Genomic DNA, 17,422 nt, shown 5'->3' on the forward strand with positions numbered 1-17,422 from the left:
TATTTATAAACTACTGTTAAAATTTAACATTTATATCACTTGATATGATTTAAATTAATGTGAACTAAAATATTAGTGATGAATATGAACTAATATTCATTTAATAAAATATATTAAAATATCATTTTAAGTGATAATTGAAATCTAACCCCATGATCAAGAAAGTTAAAATATAAAAAAGTTGAGGATTCCCCCCAACTTTAATTATAAAATTTATTTAGCATATAGGAATTTACTGAAAGCTATTACGTATTTCTTTTATAATAAGCAGTTCATTTTCTTGTAGATTTTGATCAAGATAGAATCTGTCTGGATGTGGATGACTGAGAAAATCATGATGAGAAATAGACCAACCGTATGCCCCTGCATAGCTAAATAAGAGAATATCACCTACTCTTAATCTAGTAATATTTACATCCCGTGCAAGTACATCATTAGGAGTACATAACTCACCTGCTACAGTAATATTCGTATTAACAAGTTCTGGGCGTTCAAATGAGTATGACCATTTTTCTACTGGAACAACCGTAAAAGGATGATTTTGTTTCCAAGCAGCTGGAAGTCTTAAATGGTGACTTCCACCTCGGAGTACACAAAAATATTGTTCATGATTTTGTTTTATATCTAATACTTCTGTCGCATAGTATCCACATGATGATGTAATATAACGGCCACATTCAAATAAAATTTGCCAGTTTTTATCTTTGTTTTTTTCTATGATTTTATGTAAAACAAGCATAAACTCTTCCCAATTAAACTGATCATGTATATCTAGATAGTTAATACCGATTCCACCGCCGACATTCATATAAGAAATGTCTAGATTAAACTCATTTTCCCAAGCTCTTGATAATGCAAAGCAATGGTCAACAAAATAGGCATGTGACATCGCATCAATATTATTAGACATAGCATGAAAATGAAAGCCACATAGATTTATATTTGGCATTGGATTCACTAATGATATTGCTTTTGGTATCTCTTTTTCATCAATACCAAACTGAGTTGGAACACCCGCCATCTTTAATTTCGCATTCGGTACCGACCTACGAAGATTTACACGTAATAAAATTGAGACACTGACTTCTCTTTGTTTCGCTATATGATTCACTACATTTAGTTCATGGAAACTCTCCACATGTAATAAAGTCACACCGTGATGGATTGCCATGTCAATTTCCTCATAAGTTTTCCCAGGACCACCAAACAAAATTGGTATATGCTGATCAACTGACCTTACTTTTTCAATCTCCCCTAATGAAGCAACTTCAAAACCACTTACATGTGGAGCTAACGTTTTAAGCAACGTTTCATCAGAGTTCGCTTTAATTGCATAGAATAGCTGACAGTTTTCTGGTAAAGTTGTCAATAATGCTTCGACGTGACTACGCAATTTTGATAAGTCATATATATAAGCACAAAGTGGTTTTTCTTGTTTCATACGATATGTTTGGACAATATTTTCAATCAACTTCCTAAACCTCCCACGAACTATATTTTCATGATTTGTTTTCTTTTCATCACAATTATTAATGTCGTTACTATACAACCTAATCCCATTACATTGCCTGCCCAATGAGTTCCTAAACTTGTTGCGATTGCCCCAATTAATAACGCTCCTAAAGGAATAAAGCCTCTGTCCATTAAGGCAATACTCAATATTCTTCCACGAAGATGATCGGGTACTTGCTTTTGTAACGTAATACGGCTTAATGTACGATAAGTTTGACTAGTTAATCCAACTAAAAACATCGCAATACCAGCTATCATCAGATTAGCTGTTCCAATAAATAAAAGTAATGAGCAGCCAAAACTAATAATTGAATAGATTAACCATTTACCTGGTTCATTAATTTCTTTACCAATTGATAACCATGTCGTACCCGCAATTGCTCCGACTGATGAAATCGAAAGTAACATACCAAACCCTTCAGGTCCTAAATGAAGCAGTTCTCTAGCAAATAGAGGCGTCATTGTCGTATAAGGAAATCCAAATATCATAGGGACAATTGCTAGAATGAGTAATGATTGTACTGACGGTTTTTCTCTAACAAATTTTACAGCCTCTGAAAAGGTAATCTTCTCTCCTTCTACTTTTCTTTTTAATGGTTGAAAGTTATTGCGAATAAGAGATAAAGAAATTAATACACTGAATGTTCCCCAAGCATTGATATAAAATATATTGGCAATATCGGTCATTCCAATTAGTATTCCTGCAATTGCTGGACCAATCATACGTGATAGATTAATAGTCATCGTATTAATGGCTATCGCACTTGCCATTGAAGACTGAGGAACAAGATTAGGTATAAAAGCATTTCGGACTGGTGGATCCATAGCCGCGAGCATGGCCCTTAAAGTCACAATGAAGGCAAATAACCAAAATGCTGGTTCCTCCTTAATGAGAAAGCCAAGTATGAATGTTAAAAACATCATCCCGATTTGTAGCCAAATTAATACTTTTCTTCGATCCATCCTATCAGCCAATATTCCAGCCGGTACACTTAGTAAAAACGTAGGAACTAAGCGACATGCATTGATAATACCTAAATGAATAGGTGAATTTGTAAACTGAAGGACTGCCCAATTTAGTGCAACTAAATCCATCCAATCGCCTACTCTAGAAACGAAACTACCAGACATGAAGATTGTGAATGACTTAGATTGAAACGCAAAGCGCGGCGTTTTTTTTATGTCTTGAACTTCAATTTGTGCCATGTAACTTACTTTACCTTTCACTTAAATTCATGAAGTGGATTAGGGACAATTGCATACGAATATCCTTTCATTTCCGGATCTAAACGCATTTTCGCAAGTGCCTTGTGTTCTACTTTTGCTTTATATAAAGCATCCCGATCACTAATGACATTTTCGGCATATTTAGCATCAGCTTCAAGCTCTTCAAACACTGAACGACATAATAGATGAATTTCGTTCCATAACGCTCTTTCACTTAATCCATAAGTTTTACAGGCTTGAAGAATTAACTCACCAAAATGATTTTGAAAGACTGTATAAAATACTTTATTATGAACTTCATTTAAATGACTCGTTACAGTTATTGATCCAGGATAAAACTCAGCTTGAAATTGGTGCTTCTCAAGCCTTTCCTTATGTATTCGTACACCACCCCAATCTCGGAATAGCAAACGAACAGGTCGACCATCTTTAAATACCATCACACTATTTTGTAGATGTCCTTCTAAACCAATTCCATATTTAACTAGAAATGTTAGAGCACCAGGAATGATCAACGAAGCGTATTCCTTGATAAACTGAGTAACAGCATCTCTAATTGAAGTTTCTTTCGTTTCTTTTGCAAACTTCTCAATTAGTTCAGCAAAAATTATCTTTTCTGAAATCGGTGACTCGGAAAATAGCGAACTACCAACAATTGCAACTTCATTCTCCTCTATAAACGACTCTATATTTTCTCGGAGTACCGCTGAGAGATTTCTATTTTTATGCTGATGATCTTCATTTATTTTAAAATTATAGCCAGCTACCTCACATACAGGAACAAAAGTTTTACTTAACCCCTTCTCCATGTTCATTACGGATTGGATTAGTCTTGTAAAGACTGTTGAATTATTAGTTGTATTTGCAGAAATAGTACGGACAGTAGAAGTCATCTGGCTATTTACTGCTACTTTTATTGCAAATGAATCCACATTCCTATTTTCAAGAGGCACTACCGTTCTAAATGATGATGTGGAGCCACTAGAAACAGTAAAATCATCAATCGGTACGATTACCTTATTTACTAATTCTTCTTCATAAATAGAAGGAATCGCATTTTCTAGCTGCCATTGATGTACTGGAACAATTACATAATCTTCAATAAGAAGATTTATGTCTCTAAATTGCTTTTTTACTGCCCTTACTAATTCAGGGTAAGATTGGAAAAGTAGTGCATTCGCATCTTCTTCATGTTCATTTACTACACACCATTCAGCATACGCTTTATTGATCGCAACAAAGTGAATTTGTGCAACTCCATCGAATTCTGGGGCAAATTGAAAAACATCATCAGGCTTCATGCCAACTTTTGTTTTTGTACCTGGGTGAAGATTATGACCTTCAATCGTTAATTGCTCGAAAAATAAGCTCGTATCAAACTGACTCATTTGTTTTTTTTGTATTAGTACCCAATCAATCGAATTAGACACACCTAATTGGTTTGCATCACTTTGTAGTTCTTTCTTCTTTCGTTCCCAATATGCGTATGACAATGCCAAGTTGGCGCTACCATTTACCAATTCATTTGCTAATTGCTCCCAAGCCATTTTAGTCCCTTCTTGATGAGCTACTTTATATCGTCGAATTAACGCTAAAAACTCCACCGAATGAGTGATTACATTAACATTATTTTCTGATACATGTAAAATATCGCCGTCAACATCAATTCGATTAAAAGCATAGGTTTTGCTGATAGGAATGACAATGCATTCATTTTGGTGAAGTGGATAAATTTTATATGTTCTTCCTTTATCTAAACCGAACGATTGTAGCTTTTGAAGTACTGTTTGCCAAAACTCATCAATTGCAGAAACATTTAATGCATAAATCGTATCAATCACATATAAATCATGAGAACCAGAAGTAAGTTCCAGAATATTTTCTCGCAACATTGAACCAACAAGTCGCTTTAATATTCCTTTTCTTCCTTTTTCAAGTGAGTTCATAAAGAGAGAAACCAAATGAGGACTATTTTTTTCTAAGAATGTTTTTATCTCCATTTCGTCATTTAATAATCGTCCATCTTGAATGGTTTTAAATGCAACTTCCAAATCATCAAAATCAAGAACTTGAGTTGAACTTGTATTCATTATTGGTTCGCCCCTTTCCAAATATCTCTCATTGGATTTTGAACCTTCATAAATGAATAAGCAGCAATATCTCCTCGAAGTCTCATTGTAGCTAAAGCTTTTAAGTTAATCATTGGTTGAAAAAATGCTTCTTCATCTGCATTTGCTTGGTCTTTGATCGTAGCGTCCTTTTTTAATTCTTTAAAAACAGATTTACTAACATTCATGACGACTTTCCAAAGTTGCTCTTCATCAATATCTAAAGCTCGAACGATGCATGTAATTAATTCTGCAAAATGATTTTGCATTACTGAATACGAAATAATACTACGCAATTGACTTTCTTGGTTTGTTACTATAGATGAATTTGGATAAAACTCTGCTTCGAATCCCTGTCTCCATAATCTTGCTGGTAAAATTCGAATGCCACCAAAATCTCTAATTAACATACGTACAAGTTCTCCGTTTCGAAAAACTGATACACTATTTTGCATATGGCCTTCCAAACTAATTCCGTATCTCACCATTAATGTTAAAAATCCAGGTAAAGCTACTTGTGCATATTTTTCAATAAATAGATTAGTAGCTTCTAAACGATCTGTTACATTATGTTTTTGCGCGAATTCTTCAATTAATTCAATAACGATTGGCTTTCCACTAATCGGTGATTCTGCTATTAATGAAGCTGCTGCCATAGGAATTTCATCCTCGTGACGAACATAATTTTCAGGATTCTCTCTTAAAATTGAAGCTAAATTAGCCTGGAGTGTTCCTAAATCATCCTCAGATAGTCCATTTCTGTCTGGTTGAAAAAATACACCTGCTTGTTCCTTTAGAACAACGAATTTTCCGTCAAACTCGCTTTCTTTCTCTTGTATAGCTTCAAGTATTTTCGAAAGAATTGGTCCATTTACAACAGAATTAGGTGAAACCGTACGAATTGCACTTGTTGTTTGTACATTCACCGCAGTTTTTATATGATGCTTTCCTTCGCCTAATTTTTGGATTGGTGCTAATGATCGGAAGGAAACTAATGATTGTGTTGAAATTCTATAATCTTCAATTGGAATGATTTTTTCTAGTTTCATTTCATCTTTGTAAAATACGTTTAAAGTATTTTCAAATTGCCATGGATGCACCGGTATTAACTCGTACTGTTCAGGATTTAATCCTTTCTTATGTAAAGTATTAAAAACAGCTAGTTGTAAACCTTCATACTCCTCGTATAAACGTCTCGTTACAGAAAGGTGATCAATCGATGATGTATGACAACTTTCCTTTTTAACTGCTACTAAAGCAACCTCAGGTGTTGCCCCCCACTCGGGTGAATATTGAATCACATCAGCAACCTGTAAACCAAACTTAGTTTTAGCTCCTGGATGCAAAGGATGACCTTCGACTACACATTGTTCATAAAAAGCTAGTGGACTGAAATACTCATTTTCTTGCTTTTGCTTCTGTACCCACTCTAACGAGGTTTCACAATTATTTTTTTCTGCTTCATTCATTAACTCTATATTTCTAACTGTAGCGCCAGTCAATGCTAATGTTAAATTGGCTACTCCATTTTGTATTTCAAGCTTAAAACGTTCATATTGTTCTACTTTTGCAACTTCTAACATTCCTTCTTGCTTTAGCAACTCTAAAAATGCAACAGGATGAGTTAGTATGTTTGTATGTTCCTGATGATCAACAATTGGGTCACCTAAAACATCAAACCTTTCTAGTGAATGGTGTTTACTTACCGCAAATTTTACTGTTTTTCCGCTAGGAAGATGAATGCATATATTCGATTCAATTCCATCAATTCTTACAACTCTATCTTCTTCAATGAGCTTCTCACGAATAAAAGCTTGAAGAAGACGTTGGAAAATACCTCTTCGTCCAGCTTTTATATTTGCAAGATAACTATTCAATAAATCAGGTTTTTCACTCTTAATAAACGCTAGTGTATTTAGCTCCTCCTGATCAAATAAAGTATGATCGATTGTTGTATTTTTGTTCTGAACATCAAGCATTTCAAATCATCCCCTAATCTTAAATTATATCATTGATAATGATAATTATTATCACCTAAAAACTCAGTTACTATAATAGTTGAAAATGATTATCAATGTCAACCTTATTAATGCCAAATTTTTCTAAATGACAATATAAAAAAGCGAAAAGTCCAGGACTTTTCGCTTACTTTTTCGCTATTTCGTTATTATCAAACTAGTACTTTTTTATCAACATGTAAGATTTGATAAAGTTCATCAAGATTTTGTATTTCAAAGGTTGGAATTAGATCAGTATCATTTTGCTTCTTATGAGGATTAAACCAGCAAGTATCTAATCCCGCTTGTTGACCGCCTTTAATATCAGCGTTTAACGAATCCCCTATTATTAACCCTGTGTTCACATTAAAATTTGGGATTCTCTCAAAAACATAATCAAAATATTCCTTCATAGGTTTCTGGAAACCAGTGTCCTCAGAAACAAAAATGTCTTTAAAGATCGGCTGTAAACCTGACGCACTTAATCTCTTATATTGTGTCAGCGAATCCCCATTCGTCACGATATAAAGATCGAAATGATTTTGTAGATTTTTTACTAATTCAAAAGCACCATCAACAAGTTGTTTACCATCTTCTAAAAACACGCGATAACTATTTTCTAGTAATGTTCCGTCAACAATATGTCCATACTCTTTTAATAAAGTTGAAAAGCGAGTATTTAATACTTCAGAGCGTTCAATAGTCCCATCTTCAAATTGCTTCCAAAGACCCTGATTGATGACTCTATAATGTGACTCAATTTCTGGTGTTAAATTCAATTGATGCTCTTCAAAAAGTAAACGTAAAGCAACTTTCTCAGCAGCACCAAAATCTAATAGTGTATCATCTACATCGAATAATAAAGTTTTATACTTATTCATGTTTATCTCCCCGTTTAATCGTATCAAAAATGATATGATCATAGATTCATTCCAGAAATATTAAGCAGCCTGTGATTTCTGTTTTTCACTCTCTCCGCTCAATTTAAATAAAATCATACCAAACATAATAACTATTACGCCAATACATTCTTTCATGGTAAATGGTACTTTCTCAAGTCCAAAAATCCCGAAAGAGTCAAATAAGACTGCAAAGAGCAATTGAGAGGCTAATGCGATTGATATTGCATACGTAGGCCCAAGATGTTTGACCCCTTGCACTAAACAAGTAACGACACCGACACCAATAAAACCACTAAACCAGTACCATGGTTTCATATTCTGAAAAACAAACAAACTCGTTCCTTCAATGATTAGACCTATGACTAAAGATGCTAAAAATCCCATTCCTAAAACAAGTGTTGTAGTGGTCTGAGACCCAGCTCTTTCGTTTACTTTACTGTTAAATATATTTTGAAGGCCGACTAACGAACCTGCAAGGATCGCCAAAAATAACCCGATAACCATTGTGATAACACCCCTAATTTCGTTTATCTTCGTAACTATTCATAAATGCTATGACCTGAAAGAGACACTAATCCTTCTCTATCCTTTATAAGGATAAAACCATCCTTACGCTCGACTAAACCATCCTTACAAAACTGTTGGATGACACGATTCATATGTCGGTAACTCGTTCCGATAAAATTTGCTACATCTTTTAAAGAAGCTGAACTTAATTGATCTTCCAGTAGCGAATCTGATTCATCGAACGATACCGATAATAGATAACTAGCTAAACGGACTTCTACAGGATGCATTAAATTAAAGCTTAAAGAATTTGATTTTATATAAAATTTTTCCGTAATGATCTCTAGTAAAAACTGTAGCAATGGTGAAAAATCTTTTCCGTATTTTTTTAGCCATTGATGATGAACGCCAATCATGTGAACTGAAGAAACTGCCTCAGCTGTATTGAGAAAATCTGTACCCCGAACGTACTCAATATCACCAATTACCTCTACCGGCTTCTTAAATGAAAGAATTAATGTTCTTCCATCTACTGAAGTCGTATAAATCTTCAGTTTCCCTTTGACGAGGAAGTATAAATACTGTGGAGAATCTCCTTGAGAACAAATAAGCTCTCCTTGATCAAAGCTATACAAAATTAAGTGTGGCATTAACTTATCATTAAAAATGGATTCGATTTGATGATTTTTTAAATAGTAGCTTAACAGCTCTTGATCCTTCAATTCCTTCATAATTTTGTTCACCTCCACACTTTCACAGTTCATTTATCTTAATAGCCTAGGATCATAACTCCAGCAATCATCATTGAGATACCTATAAATTGTAATGGTCTTTTTTTCTGCTTTACGACATCGAACCAACCAGTCAAATCCACTAAATATGTCATACATAGCTGTGCAATTAATAAAGCCGAAATCGAAATTGTTACACCAATCTTATGAATAGATGTAACATTACTGAAAATAATGATTGCACCCAACGCGCCGCTAGTCAAATATAATGGCTTTACTTTTGTTAGCATTTGCCATTTTTCGTCTTTCACAAATAATAAAATAATAAATGCTAATACAAACCCAGCAAATTGTGTAATCGTTGCTGTTTGCCAAGTACCTATATCCTGACTAATATGAGCGTTAGCTACACCTTGTAGCGTTATAAATGCGCCACCCAAAAAAGCAAATAAACTCCCTTTCATTTCCGTTCTCTCCCTAATTTTATTTTCTCTATTTATTAAAAGATATCTACATATATCTTGGAAAGGACATATGTCCTAAAAGTACATAATAAAAGGATCTTCTGTATAGAAGATCCTCCGTCAATATTACTTCATTATTTCTGTTCCTTTTATTGAATGAATCAAATGTTTAATCTCAGAAACTTTCTCTTCCTTAAATAATTCTACAATTTTACTACCAACAACTACACCATCACAATCTCGACTTAATTTTTTCACTTGTTCAGGAGTAGAAACACCAAATCCAGCGAGTACTGGTATACTACTTGATTCCTTTACACCTTTTAAAAATGCAGACAAATCTCCATTAAATTCGTTTCGAACTCCAGTTATACCTTTTACTGTAACAGTATAGAGAAAACCTCTACCTTTTTGAGCAATTTTCTGTATTCTGTCTTTCGGAGTCGTCATTGTCACTAATCGTATTAATTCAATTCCAGCACCCTCAAGTTGATCAACAATCATCCCTTCTTCCTCAATCGGTAAGTCAGGTATAATACATCCATCTATTCCTGCTAACTTACATTTTGAGACAAACTTCTCTATACCATATGCCATAATTGGATTCATATATGTCATCATGATAAGTGGTATTGAAATCATTGGGCGAACTTCTTTCAATTCATCTAATACATCTCGTAATGTAGTTCCCACTTGTAAAGCACGAATACCTGCTTTTTGTATTGTTGGACCATCGGCAACGGGATCTGAAAACGGTATACCAATTTCAATTGCAGATGCCCCAAACTCTTCAAGTAGAGCAAGTCGCTCTCCAAGCACATCTAATCCACCATCACCTGCCATTATATATGGAATAAAAAGCTTTTCTCCGTTTGATAGTCGCTTTGAAAATTGCTGTTCAATTCGGTTCATTTTAAGCTTCCCCCTTTAAAATTTCTCGAACAGTATGAACATCTTTATCACCTCTACCGGACAAACAAATGACTAGACTTTCATCCTCCTTCATACTTGCTGCTTGTTTTATCGCAAATGCTACTGCATGAGCACTTTCTAATGCGGGAATGATTCCTTCTAATTTCGCAAGCAGTTGATACGTGTATAATGCTTCTTGATCAGTGATTGATTCGTACTGAACTCTACCTATATCCTTTAAGTAACAATGCTCCGGACCAACACCTGGATAATCAAGTCCAGCCGAAATTGAATGTGCTTCTTGTATTTGGCCGTGTTCATCCTGTAGAAGATACATTAGCGCACCATGTAAAACGCCAGGAACTCCTTTTGTTAATGAAGCTGCTTGTTTATCTGTATTCACACCATGACCTGCTGCTTCAACACCAAAAAGTTGCACAGTATGATCTTCAATAAATGGATGGAACATGCCAATCGCATTACTCCCTCCGCCAATGCAAGCCACAACTGCATCTGGTAGTATATTGTTTCTAGCTAAAAACTGCTTCTTTGTCTCTTTTCCAATCACACTCTGAAAATCTCGAACCATCATAGGAAATGGATGTGGTCCCATTACAGAACCTAGTAAATAGTGCGTATCATCCACATTTGCAACCCAATAACGTAATGCTTCATTGACAGCATCCTTTAGGGTTGCACTTCCTGATTCAACACTGATTACCTTTGCACCAAGTAGTTCCATACGGAAAACATTTAGCTCTTGTCTTCTAACATCTTCAGCGCCCATGAATATGACACAATCAAGATTTAGCAAGGCACAGACCGTTGCAGTCGCTACTCCATGCTGTCCCGCCCCAGTTTCTGCAACTATTTTTCGTTTACCCATTTTGACTGCAAGTAGTGCTTGACCAATTGTATTATTGATTTTGTGAGCTCCAGTATGATTTAAATCTTCCCGTTTCAAATAAATTTGAGCTCCACCTGCGTACTTTGATAAATTCTCAGCATAATAAAGGGGTGTTTCACGACCAACATAATCTTTTAATAGTTTTTCTACTTCAGCAAAAAAACTCGGGTCCTTCTTTACGTTTGCATATGCTTCCTCTAATTCAGTAACGGCTTGAACAAGTGTTTCAGGTATATATTTTCCACCATACATTCCGAAGTGTCCCTTCAAATCGGGCAAGACATAACTTTTCATCTCAAATTCCTCCTCTTTTTACTGTATTAATAAAAGCTTCTATTTTCTTTTCATCCTTTTTGCCATCTGTTTCTACTCCACTACTTACATCAACCATCACTGGTTTCACAATTTCACTTGCTAATAAAACATTATCAATCGTCAAACCACCTGCTAAAATCAACTTTCTTTCAATGTTTTTATTATTAAGGAGATTCCAATCAAATGTTGTTCCATTTCCGCCTCTATACGGTCCAAGCGGGCTATCTACTAAAATATAATCACATGGATACTCAGCAATTTGATTAATATCTAACTCAGTTTCAATTCGAATAGCCTTTATGACTGGATATCGCAATGTTTGGCAAAACGATGGAGACTCGTCTCCATGAAGTTGTAAGTGGGTCAATCCAACCTCTTCAAAAATTGATTCTAAATTTTCCTTTGTTTCATTTACAAACACACCTATTTTGAGAATATGTTTTGGGAGTGTTTGAATGATTTCCTTAGCTTTAGATACACTAATTTGACGTTTACTTTCAGCAAAAACAAAGCCGATTGCATCAGCACCTGCTTCAATAGCGAACTGAGCTGTTTTACAATCCGTTATCCCACAGATTTTTACATTCACTGTTTTGCCCCCTTCAAATTAGGAACCATTAAATCATTCATACTAGTAGCCAAATCTCCACTTCTCATTAACGCTTCTCCTACAAGTACACCGCTCGCACCTGCATCACTGACTCTTTTCGCATCCGTATTCGTAAAGATCCCACTTTCACTTATGACATAGCTTCCAAATGAACTAATAGATGGTGCCAATCTTTCAGTTACTGCTAAATCCACTTCAAATGTTCTTAAGTTTCGATTATTAATTCCAATTATCTTAGGACCAACTTTAAATGCTTTTTCTAAATCCGCTTCATCATGAACTTCCATTAACACTTCCAAATTTTGTTGTATAGCATATCCATACAATTCACTGAGTTCAGAGGGAGTCAGGGCAGCCGCAATTAAAAGAATAATATTTGCACCATTTTCTTTTGCTAAATCTATTTGGACTTGATCAATAATGAAATCCTTACATAAAATCGGAATATCAACAGATTCTCTAACAAGTCTCAAATCATGAAACGATCCTTTAAAAAAGGTAGCGTCTGTTAAAACCGAAATTGCTGCTGCACCATTTTCCGAATAATGTTTGGCTTGTTCTGCTGGGTTTAAGTGAATATTTATATCTCCTTTGGAAGGCGAAGCCCGTTTAAACTCTGCAATCACTGATAATGTGTTTGCCTGTTCAAGCTGTTGGATAAGGGAATACGTCATTTCTTTCTGCATCTCTTTTCTTTTTAACTCTTTTAAGCCTTTTATTTCTTTCCTTTTTTCAAAAAGAATTCGCTCCAAAATCGTTTCCATTTAAATCACCTCTTTTTTGAATTTAGTAGTTTGTTCGACTAACAGACATAATTTTTCATAGGCCGCTCCAGAGTCTATACTCTCTTGCGCTTTTTTGATTCCATCTGAAATGTTTTGTACAGTACCCGATGTATAGATTGCAAGACCTGCATTTAATAAGACTGTGTCACGAAATGCTCCTCTTTCTCCTTTTAAAACGCCTAAAAGTATGTCTGCATTCACTTTCGAATCTCCCCCAATAATTGATGCATTAGGGTAGCACGTTAGGCCAACTTCTTCCGGATGTAGAGTCATTTTTTTCAGGATGCCATTTTCCAATAGGACTAAGTGATTTTGTCCTTCAAGAGAAGCTTCATCTAGATGTCCTGCGCCATTGATCACTATTGCTCTTTTTCGTCCAAGTTTTTTTAATACCTCAGCAAACATTTCTAAATAGTCCCGTCGATAAATACCTAATAATTGCGTTTCTAACTCAATTGGATTTGTCAAAGGTCCGATTAAATTAAAAATAGTAGGAATTTGCAATTCACGTCTTACTTTCATCACTTTTTTCAACTTCGGATGAACATGAGGAGCGAATAAAAAAGCGATCCCAATCTTTTCTAATAATTCTTCTGCATAATGAGATGGAATTGATAAGTGAACACCAAGCTCTTCTAAAACATCCGCACTTCCGGTTTTACTAGACATACTTCTGTTCCCATGCTTTGCTACTGGAATTCCAGAACCAGCAATGACGAATGCTGAAGTGGTACTCACGTTAAAGCTAAGTGATCGATCTCCTCCAGTTCCGCAATTATCAATGACGTTCTGAAACTTTCGTGAAAACCCAATCGTATTGTTCCTTATTGCATTTACAAGCCCTGCAATTTCATCAACTGTTTCACCCTTCGTTTTTAAAGCTATTAAAAATGCAGCAATCTCACTATCAGATATCTCTTCATCCAAAAGCATTTGTCCAACTGCTAATTGCATTTCTTCAGACGAAAAGGATTCTTTATTTGCTAATCTTTGAAGATATTCTTTCATTGCTAAACTCCTCCTTAATTTCATTTAAAAAATTTAGTAATAACTGCTTACCTTGCTTAGTACCGATCGACTCTGGGTGAAACTGCATACCATAGATTGGATATCTTCTATGCTTAATTGCCATAATTTCTTGATCATCCATTGATGTTGCTAATGTTTCAAAATAATGTGGTAAACTGTCTTTTTGAATCACCAAGGAATGGTACCTCATTACCTCCAAAGGTTGATGTAAGTATTCAAATAAATTACTTCCTTGGTGAGTAATATTTGAGGTTTTTCCATGCTTAATGGTCCTTGCTTTTTCAATGGTGGCACCAAATACATAACCAATTGCTTGATGACCTAAACAAATACCAAGCATTGGAATTGATTCATAAAACCTTCGGATCAAATGAAGCGTTTCGTGTTTTTCTTCTGGTTTACCTGGTCCCGGTGAAAGTACAATTGCTTTTGGCTTTAACTGTTCGATTTCATTTATGCTGATTTTGTCATAACGAGCTACGTATACTTCTTCTCCAAGTTCTCCTAAAAATTGATAAAGATTGTAGGTAAATGAGTCATAATGATCAATTAGTAATATCATGATTTCCCTCCAGAAAAGCTTTCATTTTATGAATGGTTTCCTCAAACTCTTGTTCAGGTGAACTGTCATAAACAATCCCTGCACCTGCTTGAATAAAGGCTTCATTGTTTTTAAAAACGATTGTTCGAATCGCTAAAGCAAAGTCCAGATAACCATTTGCTGAAATATAACCAACTGCCCCGGAGTATACACCTCTTTTTGACTCTTCTAATTCATTAATGATTTCCATTGCCCTTATTTTCGGTGCCCCTGAAACAGTCCCCGCTGGCAAACATGATATAAATGCATCAAGTGCTGTAAATGGTTTCTTTAAAGTCCCACTAACCTCAGATACTAAATGCATGACGTATTTGTATTTTTCAATATCCATAAATTTTTCTAATCTTACCGAACCAAACTCACAAACTTTCCCAAGATCATTTCTACCTAAATCGACGAGCATTTTATGTTCAGCTAATTCCTTTTCATCTTGAATCAAATGTTTCTCAAACATCTCATCTTGTTCGACGGTCTGCCCTCTGCCCTTTGTACCAGCAATTGGGTTCGTTATCACTTGACTACCTCTAACTTTAATTAAGCTTTCTGGTGATGTACCAGCCACCACGCTAGTTCCAAAATCTATATAATACATATATGGTGAAGGGTTTTGGATTCGTAACTTACGGTAATAATCAAACGGATTCCCTTCAAAACTTGCCTTCATTCTCTGTGATAATACGACTTGAAATATATCTCCTGACTGAATATACCCCTTTGCCTTCTCGACTTTTGTCATATATTGCTCCTTCGTTACTTCAGATTCGAAGGGGGAAAATCTGAAAGGCATTTGCTTCAGGTGTATATTTTCATTCAAAATTTCTTGTTTAAGATCTTGAATTTCCCTTTCAAGCATTTCAGTAGTTGTTTCTTTTGAAAGCTTAATCCCGACAATTGATATTTGTTGCTCTAAATGATCGAAAACAATAACAACTTCAAAAAACATGAGATGAATATCCGGCAATCCGATTGTATCTTCTAAAACTTCTCCAATTTCTTCAAACTGTCGAACGATATCATAACCAACATATCCAATTCCTCCGCCTATGAAGGGTATTTGGTATTCTTCAATCGCTGTTTGATTAGGTATTAGCTCCTTTAACTTTAAAATTGGATTACCGCTGAACTCTTCTTTATGACCATTTCTATATAAAACTTCTCCTTGTTGATTCGTCCCAATTAACTCAAATACTGGACTGCGACCAATAAATGAGTATCTGCCAGCATCCTGGTGTTTAAATGAGCTTTCGAATAAAAACTTCTTTGTTCCAGATAATTTGTTAAAAAGAGATATTGGTGTAAATGTATCTCCTTGCAATGCTTCAAATATGATTTCAACTTTGTTTTGCAATGATGACATGTCATTAACCTCCTAAAAATTTACTTGTTTATAGATGGTTCTAATTGAACCAAGTGAATAAAAAAAGTCCCCTATACGCACAGAAAACTGTACATATAGAGGACGATTATTTTATACCGCGGTACCACCTCGATTGGATTAGAAAAGGTCTAATCCCACTTTTCAGATACGGGAAATGTTGTTTGTAACAATCCGATATCCTATCCTTTTAACGGTGGAAGTCCGGGCATCCCTACTATAAATTTCAAGATGCCTCTCGTAAGCCCATTCGATATAGGTTCCTGTGTTAGACTCTCACCATTGTCTAACTCTCTGTGACATTCACCAATATTTACTCTTCTTACTCAGCGATTTAACAATATGATTTTAAAAATAAATACAAAAAGGGCCCCCCGTCTTAAAAAGGACGAGAGACCCGTGGTGCCACCTTCATTAGCTGATTAACAGCTCGCTTTGTCAGTATCCAAATTATAATGAATACTCGCCTCTTGTAACGAGGAGGCTACTCGCCAAAGCCTACTACTAAACGAACGGTTCGGTTTGGAAGCTCGGAAGTCCATTCGCAATTACTTTCACACTGATTCTCACCAACCATCAGCTCTCTTTAGTTTCCGTAATTGTTACTACTCTTCGTCAACGCTAAGTTAAAATTTAATTGTCCTAATACTAATATGTGATAAAAAAAAAGTCAATGACTAGAAATAAAATAGTAAAAATATTATTCGAGCGCAAGAAACGTTTTTTGTCGATAAATTACGAAAATATATTAGTCAGATAACCATTTTCCAAATGGTTTTATTGATATTTTTGGCAACTAAAAATTCTACAAAAGGTAATGTAATCATTGATAATATTAATAATAATAATAGCAGCATTATATTAATAGAACCTAAAACTAATTTATCAATAACTGCCGCTAGAAACACGAACACCATTAAAAGAAAATAACTTATTTTAGAGCTTTTTTCTATGATTCTTTGTCCTAATTCTTCCTCTTGTAAAATACCAAATTTCTCTTCTTTCGATCCCCAAGTAATCGCTGTTAAAAACAATATTAATAAACCGCCTATCGAACCGACTTCATTAAAACCAACATCTTTTCCAATCCAAATTTTATAAATAGTAAATCCCACTACAATTAATGAAGCTATACCAGATAATAATGCTGTTATACGTCGAGTCCTCCTGATTCACTCATCCCCTCAAAACAAAATAAATCATCTACTGTAATGCCTAATGAAATGCGAGTTGTAAACTTGGATCATATTTATTATTCTCGATTGCATTGATCGTCTGTCTAATTACATGACATAAGTCTGCTAATTTCCCTTGTGAAATCTCTAATTTTTCTCTATATTCTTTGATTCTATTTATCCATGTTAACTTCACCTTCACAGTAATATATGTAAAATATGTTTTACACTGCGTTCAGACAAATAAAAAAAGATCTGTTTCACC

Annotated in this window: 17 protein-coding genes and 2 other annotated features; all 17 genes read right to left on the reverse strand. The window is 34.9% G+C overall.

Going from position 1 to position 17,422, the window contains the following annotated elements; genetic code table 11:
* Positions 1-232 precede the first annotated feature (232 nt).
* The 17 genes from CAB05_RS14460 to CAB05_RS22700 all read right to left on the reverse strand — a co-directional run bounded on the left by CAB05_RS14460 (position 233) and on the right by CAB05_RS22700 (position 17,338).
* Complete coding sequence (locus tag CAB05_RS14460) at positions 233-1,471, reverse strand: type III PLP-dependent enzyme (protein ID WP_088000967.1); 1,239 nt, start codon at positions 1,469-1,471, stop codon at positions 233-235.
* A 20-nt stretch (positions 1,472-1,491) separates the two neighbouring features.
* Positions 1,492-2,739, reverse strand: a complete 1,248-nt coding sequence (locus CAB05_RS14465) for an MFS transporter (RefSeq protein WP_235821507.1) — start codon at positions 2,737-2,739, stop codon at positions 1,492-1,494.
* Positions 2,736-4,829: an IucA/IucC family protein gene (locus tag CAB05_RS14470; RefSeq protein ID WP_088000971.1), complete on the reverse strand. Its 2,094-nt coding sequence runs from the start codon at positions 4,827-4,829 to the stop codon at positions 2,736-2,738. The genes CAB05_RS14465 and CAB05_RS14470 overlap by 4 nt, the downstream gene beginning before the upstream one ends.
* Entirely contained in the window at positions 4,829-6,826 is a 1,998-nt protein-coding gene (locus CAB05_RS14475) for an IucA/IucC family protein (protein ID WP_088000974.1), read from the reverse strand. Before CAB05_RS14475 ends, CAB05_RS14470 begins: the two co-directional genes overlap by 1 nt.
* Before the next feature lie 191 nt (positions 6,827-7,017).
* Positions 7,018-7,725: a YjjG family noncanonical pyrimidine nucleotidase gene (locus CAB05_RS14480; protein ID WP_088000976.1), complete on the reverse strand. Its 708-nt coding sequence runs from the start codon at positions 7,723-7,725 to the stop codon at positions 7,018-7,020.
* 60 nt (positions 7,726-7,785) lie between these two features.
* Positions 7,786-8,250 carry a DMT family transporter gene (locus CAB05_RS14485; protein ID WP_088000978.1) on the reverse strand — a complete coding sequence of 155 codons (465 nt, stop codon included), beginning with the start codon at positions 8,248-8,250 and terminating at the stop codon, positions 7,786-7,788.
* A gap of 35 nt (positions 8,251-8,285) precedes the next feature.
* On the reverse strand, positions 8,286-8,984 hold the full coding sequence (locus CAB05_RS14490) for a Crp/Fnr family transcriptional regulator (RefSeq protein WP_088000981.1): 699 nt from the start codon (positions 8,982-8,984) through the stop codon (positions 8,286-8,288).
* Positions 8,985-9,022: 38 nt separating this feature from the next.
* Complete coding sequence (locus CAB05_RS14495) at positions 9,023-9,448, reverse strand: DMT family transporter (protein ID WP_088000983.1); 426 nt, start codon at positions 9,446-9,448, stop codon at positions 9,023-9,025.
* Positions 9,449-9,574: 126 nt separating this feature from the next.
* On the reverse strand, positions 9,575-10,360 hold the full coding sequence (gene trpA, locus CAB05_RS14500; RefSeq protein WP_088000985.1) for a tryptophan synthase subunit alpha: 786 nt from the start codon (positions 10,358-10,360) through the stop codon (positions 9,575-9,577).
* A 1-nt stretch (position 10,361) separates the two neighbouring features.
* Complete coding sequence (gene trpB / locus CAB05_RS14505; RefSeq protein WP_088000987.1) at positions 10,362-11,561, reverse strand: tryptophan synthase subunit beta; 1,200 nt, start codon at positions 11,559-11,561, stop codon at positions 10,362-10,364.
* 1 nt (position 11,562) lies between these two features.
* On the reverse strand, positions 11,563-12,171 hold the full coding sequence (locus CAB05_RS14510) for a phosphoribosylanthranilate isomerase (RefSeq protein ID WP_088000989.1): 609 nt from the start codon (positions 12,169-12,171) through the stop codon (positions 11,563-11,565).
* Entirely contained in the window at positions 12,168-12,956 is a 789-nt protein-coding gene (gene trpC / locus CAB05_RS14515; protein WP_088000991.1) for an indole-3-glycerol phosphate synthase TrpC, read from the reverse strand. The genes CAB05_RS14510 and trpC overlap by 4 nt, the downstream gene beginning before the upstream one ends.
* Positions 12,957-13,985: an anthranilate phosphoribosyltransferase gene (gene trpD, locus CAB05_RS14520; protein WP_088000993.1), complete on the reverse strand. Its 1,029-nt coding sequence runs from the start codon at positions 13,983-13,985 to the stop codon at positions 12,957-12,959.
* Complete coding sequence (locus CAB05_RS14525; protein WP_088000995.1) at positions 13,954-14,568, reverse strand: anthranilate synthase component II; 615 nt, start codon at positions 14,566-14,568, stop codon at positions 13,954-13,956. The genes trpD and CAB05_RS14525 overlap by 32 nt, the downstream gene beginning before the upstream one ends.
* Complete coding sequence (gene trpE, locus CAB05_RS14530) at positions 14,552-15,964, reverse strand: anthranilate synthase component I (protein ID WP_088000998.1); 1,413 nt, start codon at positions 15,962-15,964, stop codon at positions 14,552-14,554. The genes CAB05_RS14525 and trpE overlap by 17 nt, the downstream gene beginning before the upstream one ends.
* Before the next feature lie 95 nt (positions 15,965-16,059).
* Positions 16,060-16,321: a binding site (T-box leader), on the reverse strand.
* 42 nt (positions 16,322-16,363) lie between these two features.
* Positions 16,364-16,610: a binding site (T-box leader), on the reverse strand.
* A 124-nt stretch (positions 16,611-16,734) separates the two neighbouring features.
* Positions 16,735-17,097 carry a hypothetical protein gene (locus tag CAB05_RS14535; RefSeq protein ID WP_235821509.1) on the reverse strand — a complete coding sequence of 121 codons (363 nt, stop codon included), beginning with the start codon at positions 17,095-17,097 and terminating at the stop codon, positions 16,735-16,737.
* Positions 17,098-17,197: 100 nt separating this feature from the next.
* Positions 17,198-17,338, reverse strand: a complete 141-nt coding sequence (locus CAB05_RS22700) for a helix-turn-helix transcriptional regulator (RefSeq protein ID WP_088001716.1) — start codon at positions 17,336-17,338, stop codon at positions 17,198-17,200.
* Positions 17,339-17,422 lie beyond the last annotated feature (84 nt).

The sequence above is a fragment of the Gottfriedia solisilvae genome (assembly GCF_002128405.1).
In the GTDB taxonomy this organism is placed as follows: Bacteria; Bacillota; Bacilli; order Bacillales; family Bacillaceae_G; genus Gottfriedia; species Gottfriedia solisilvae.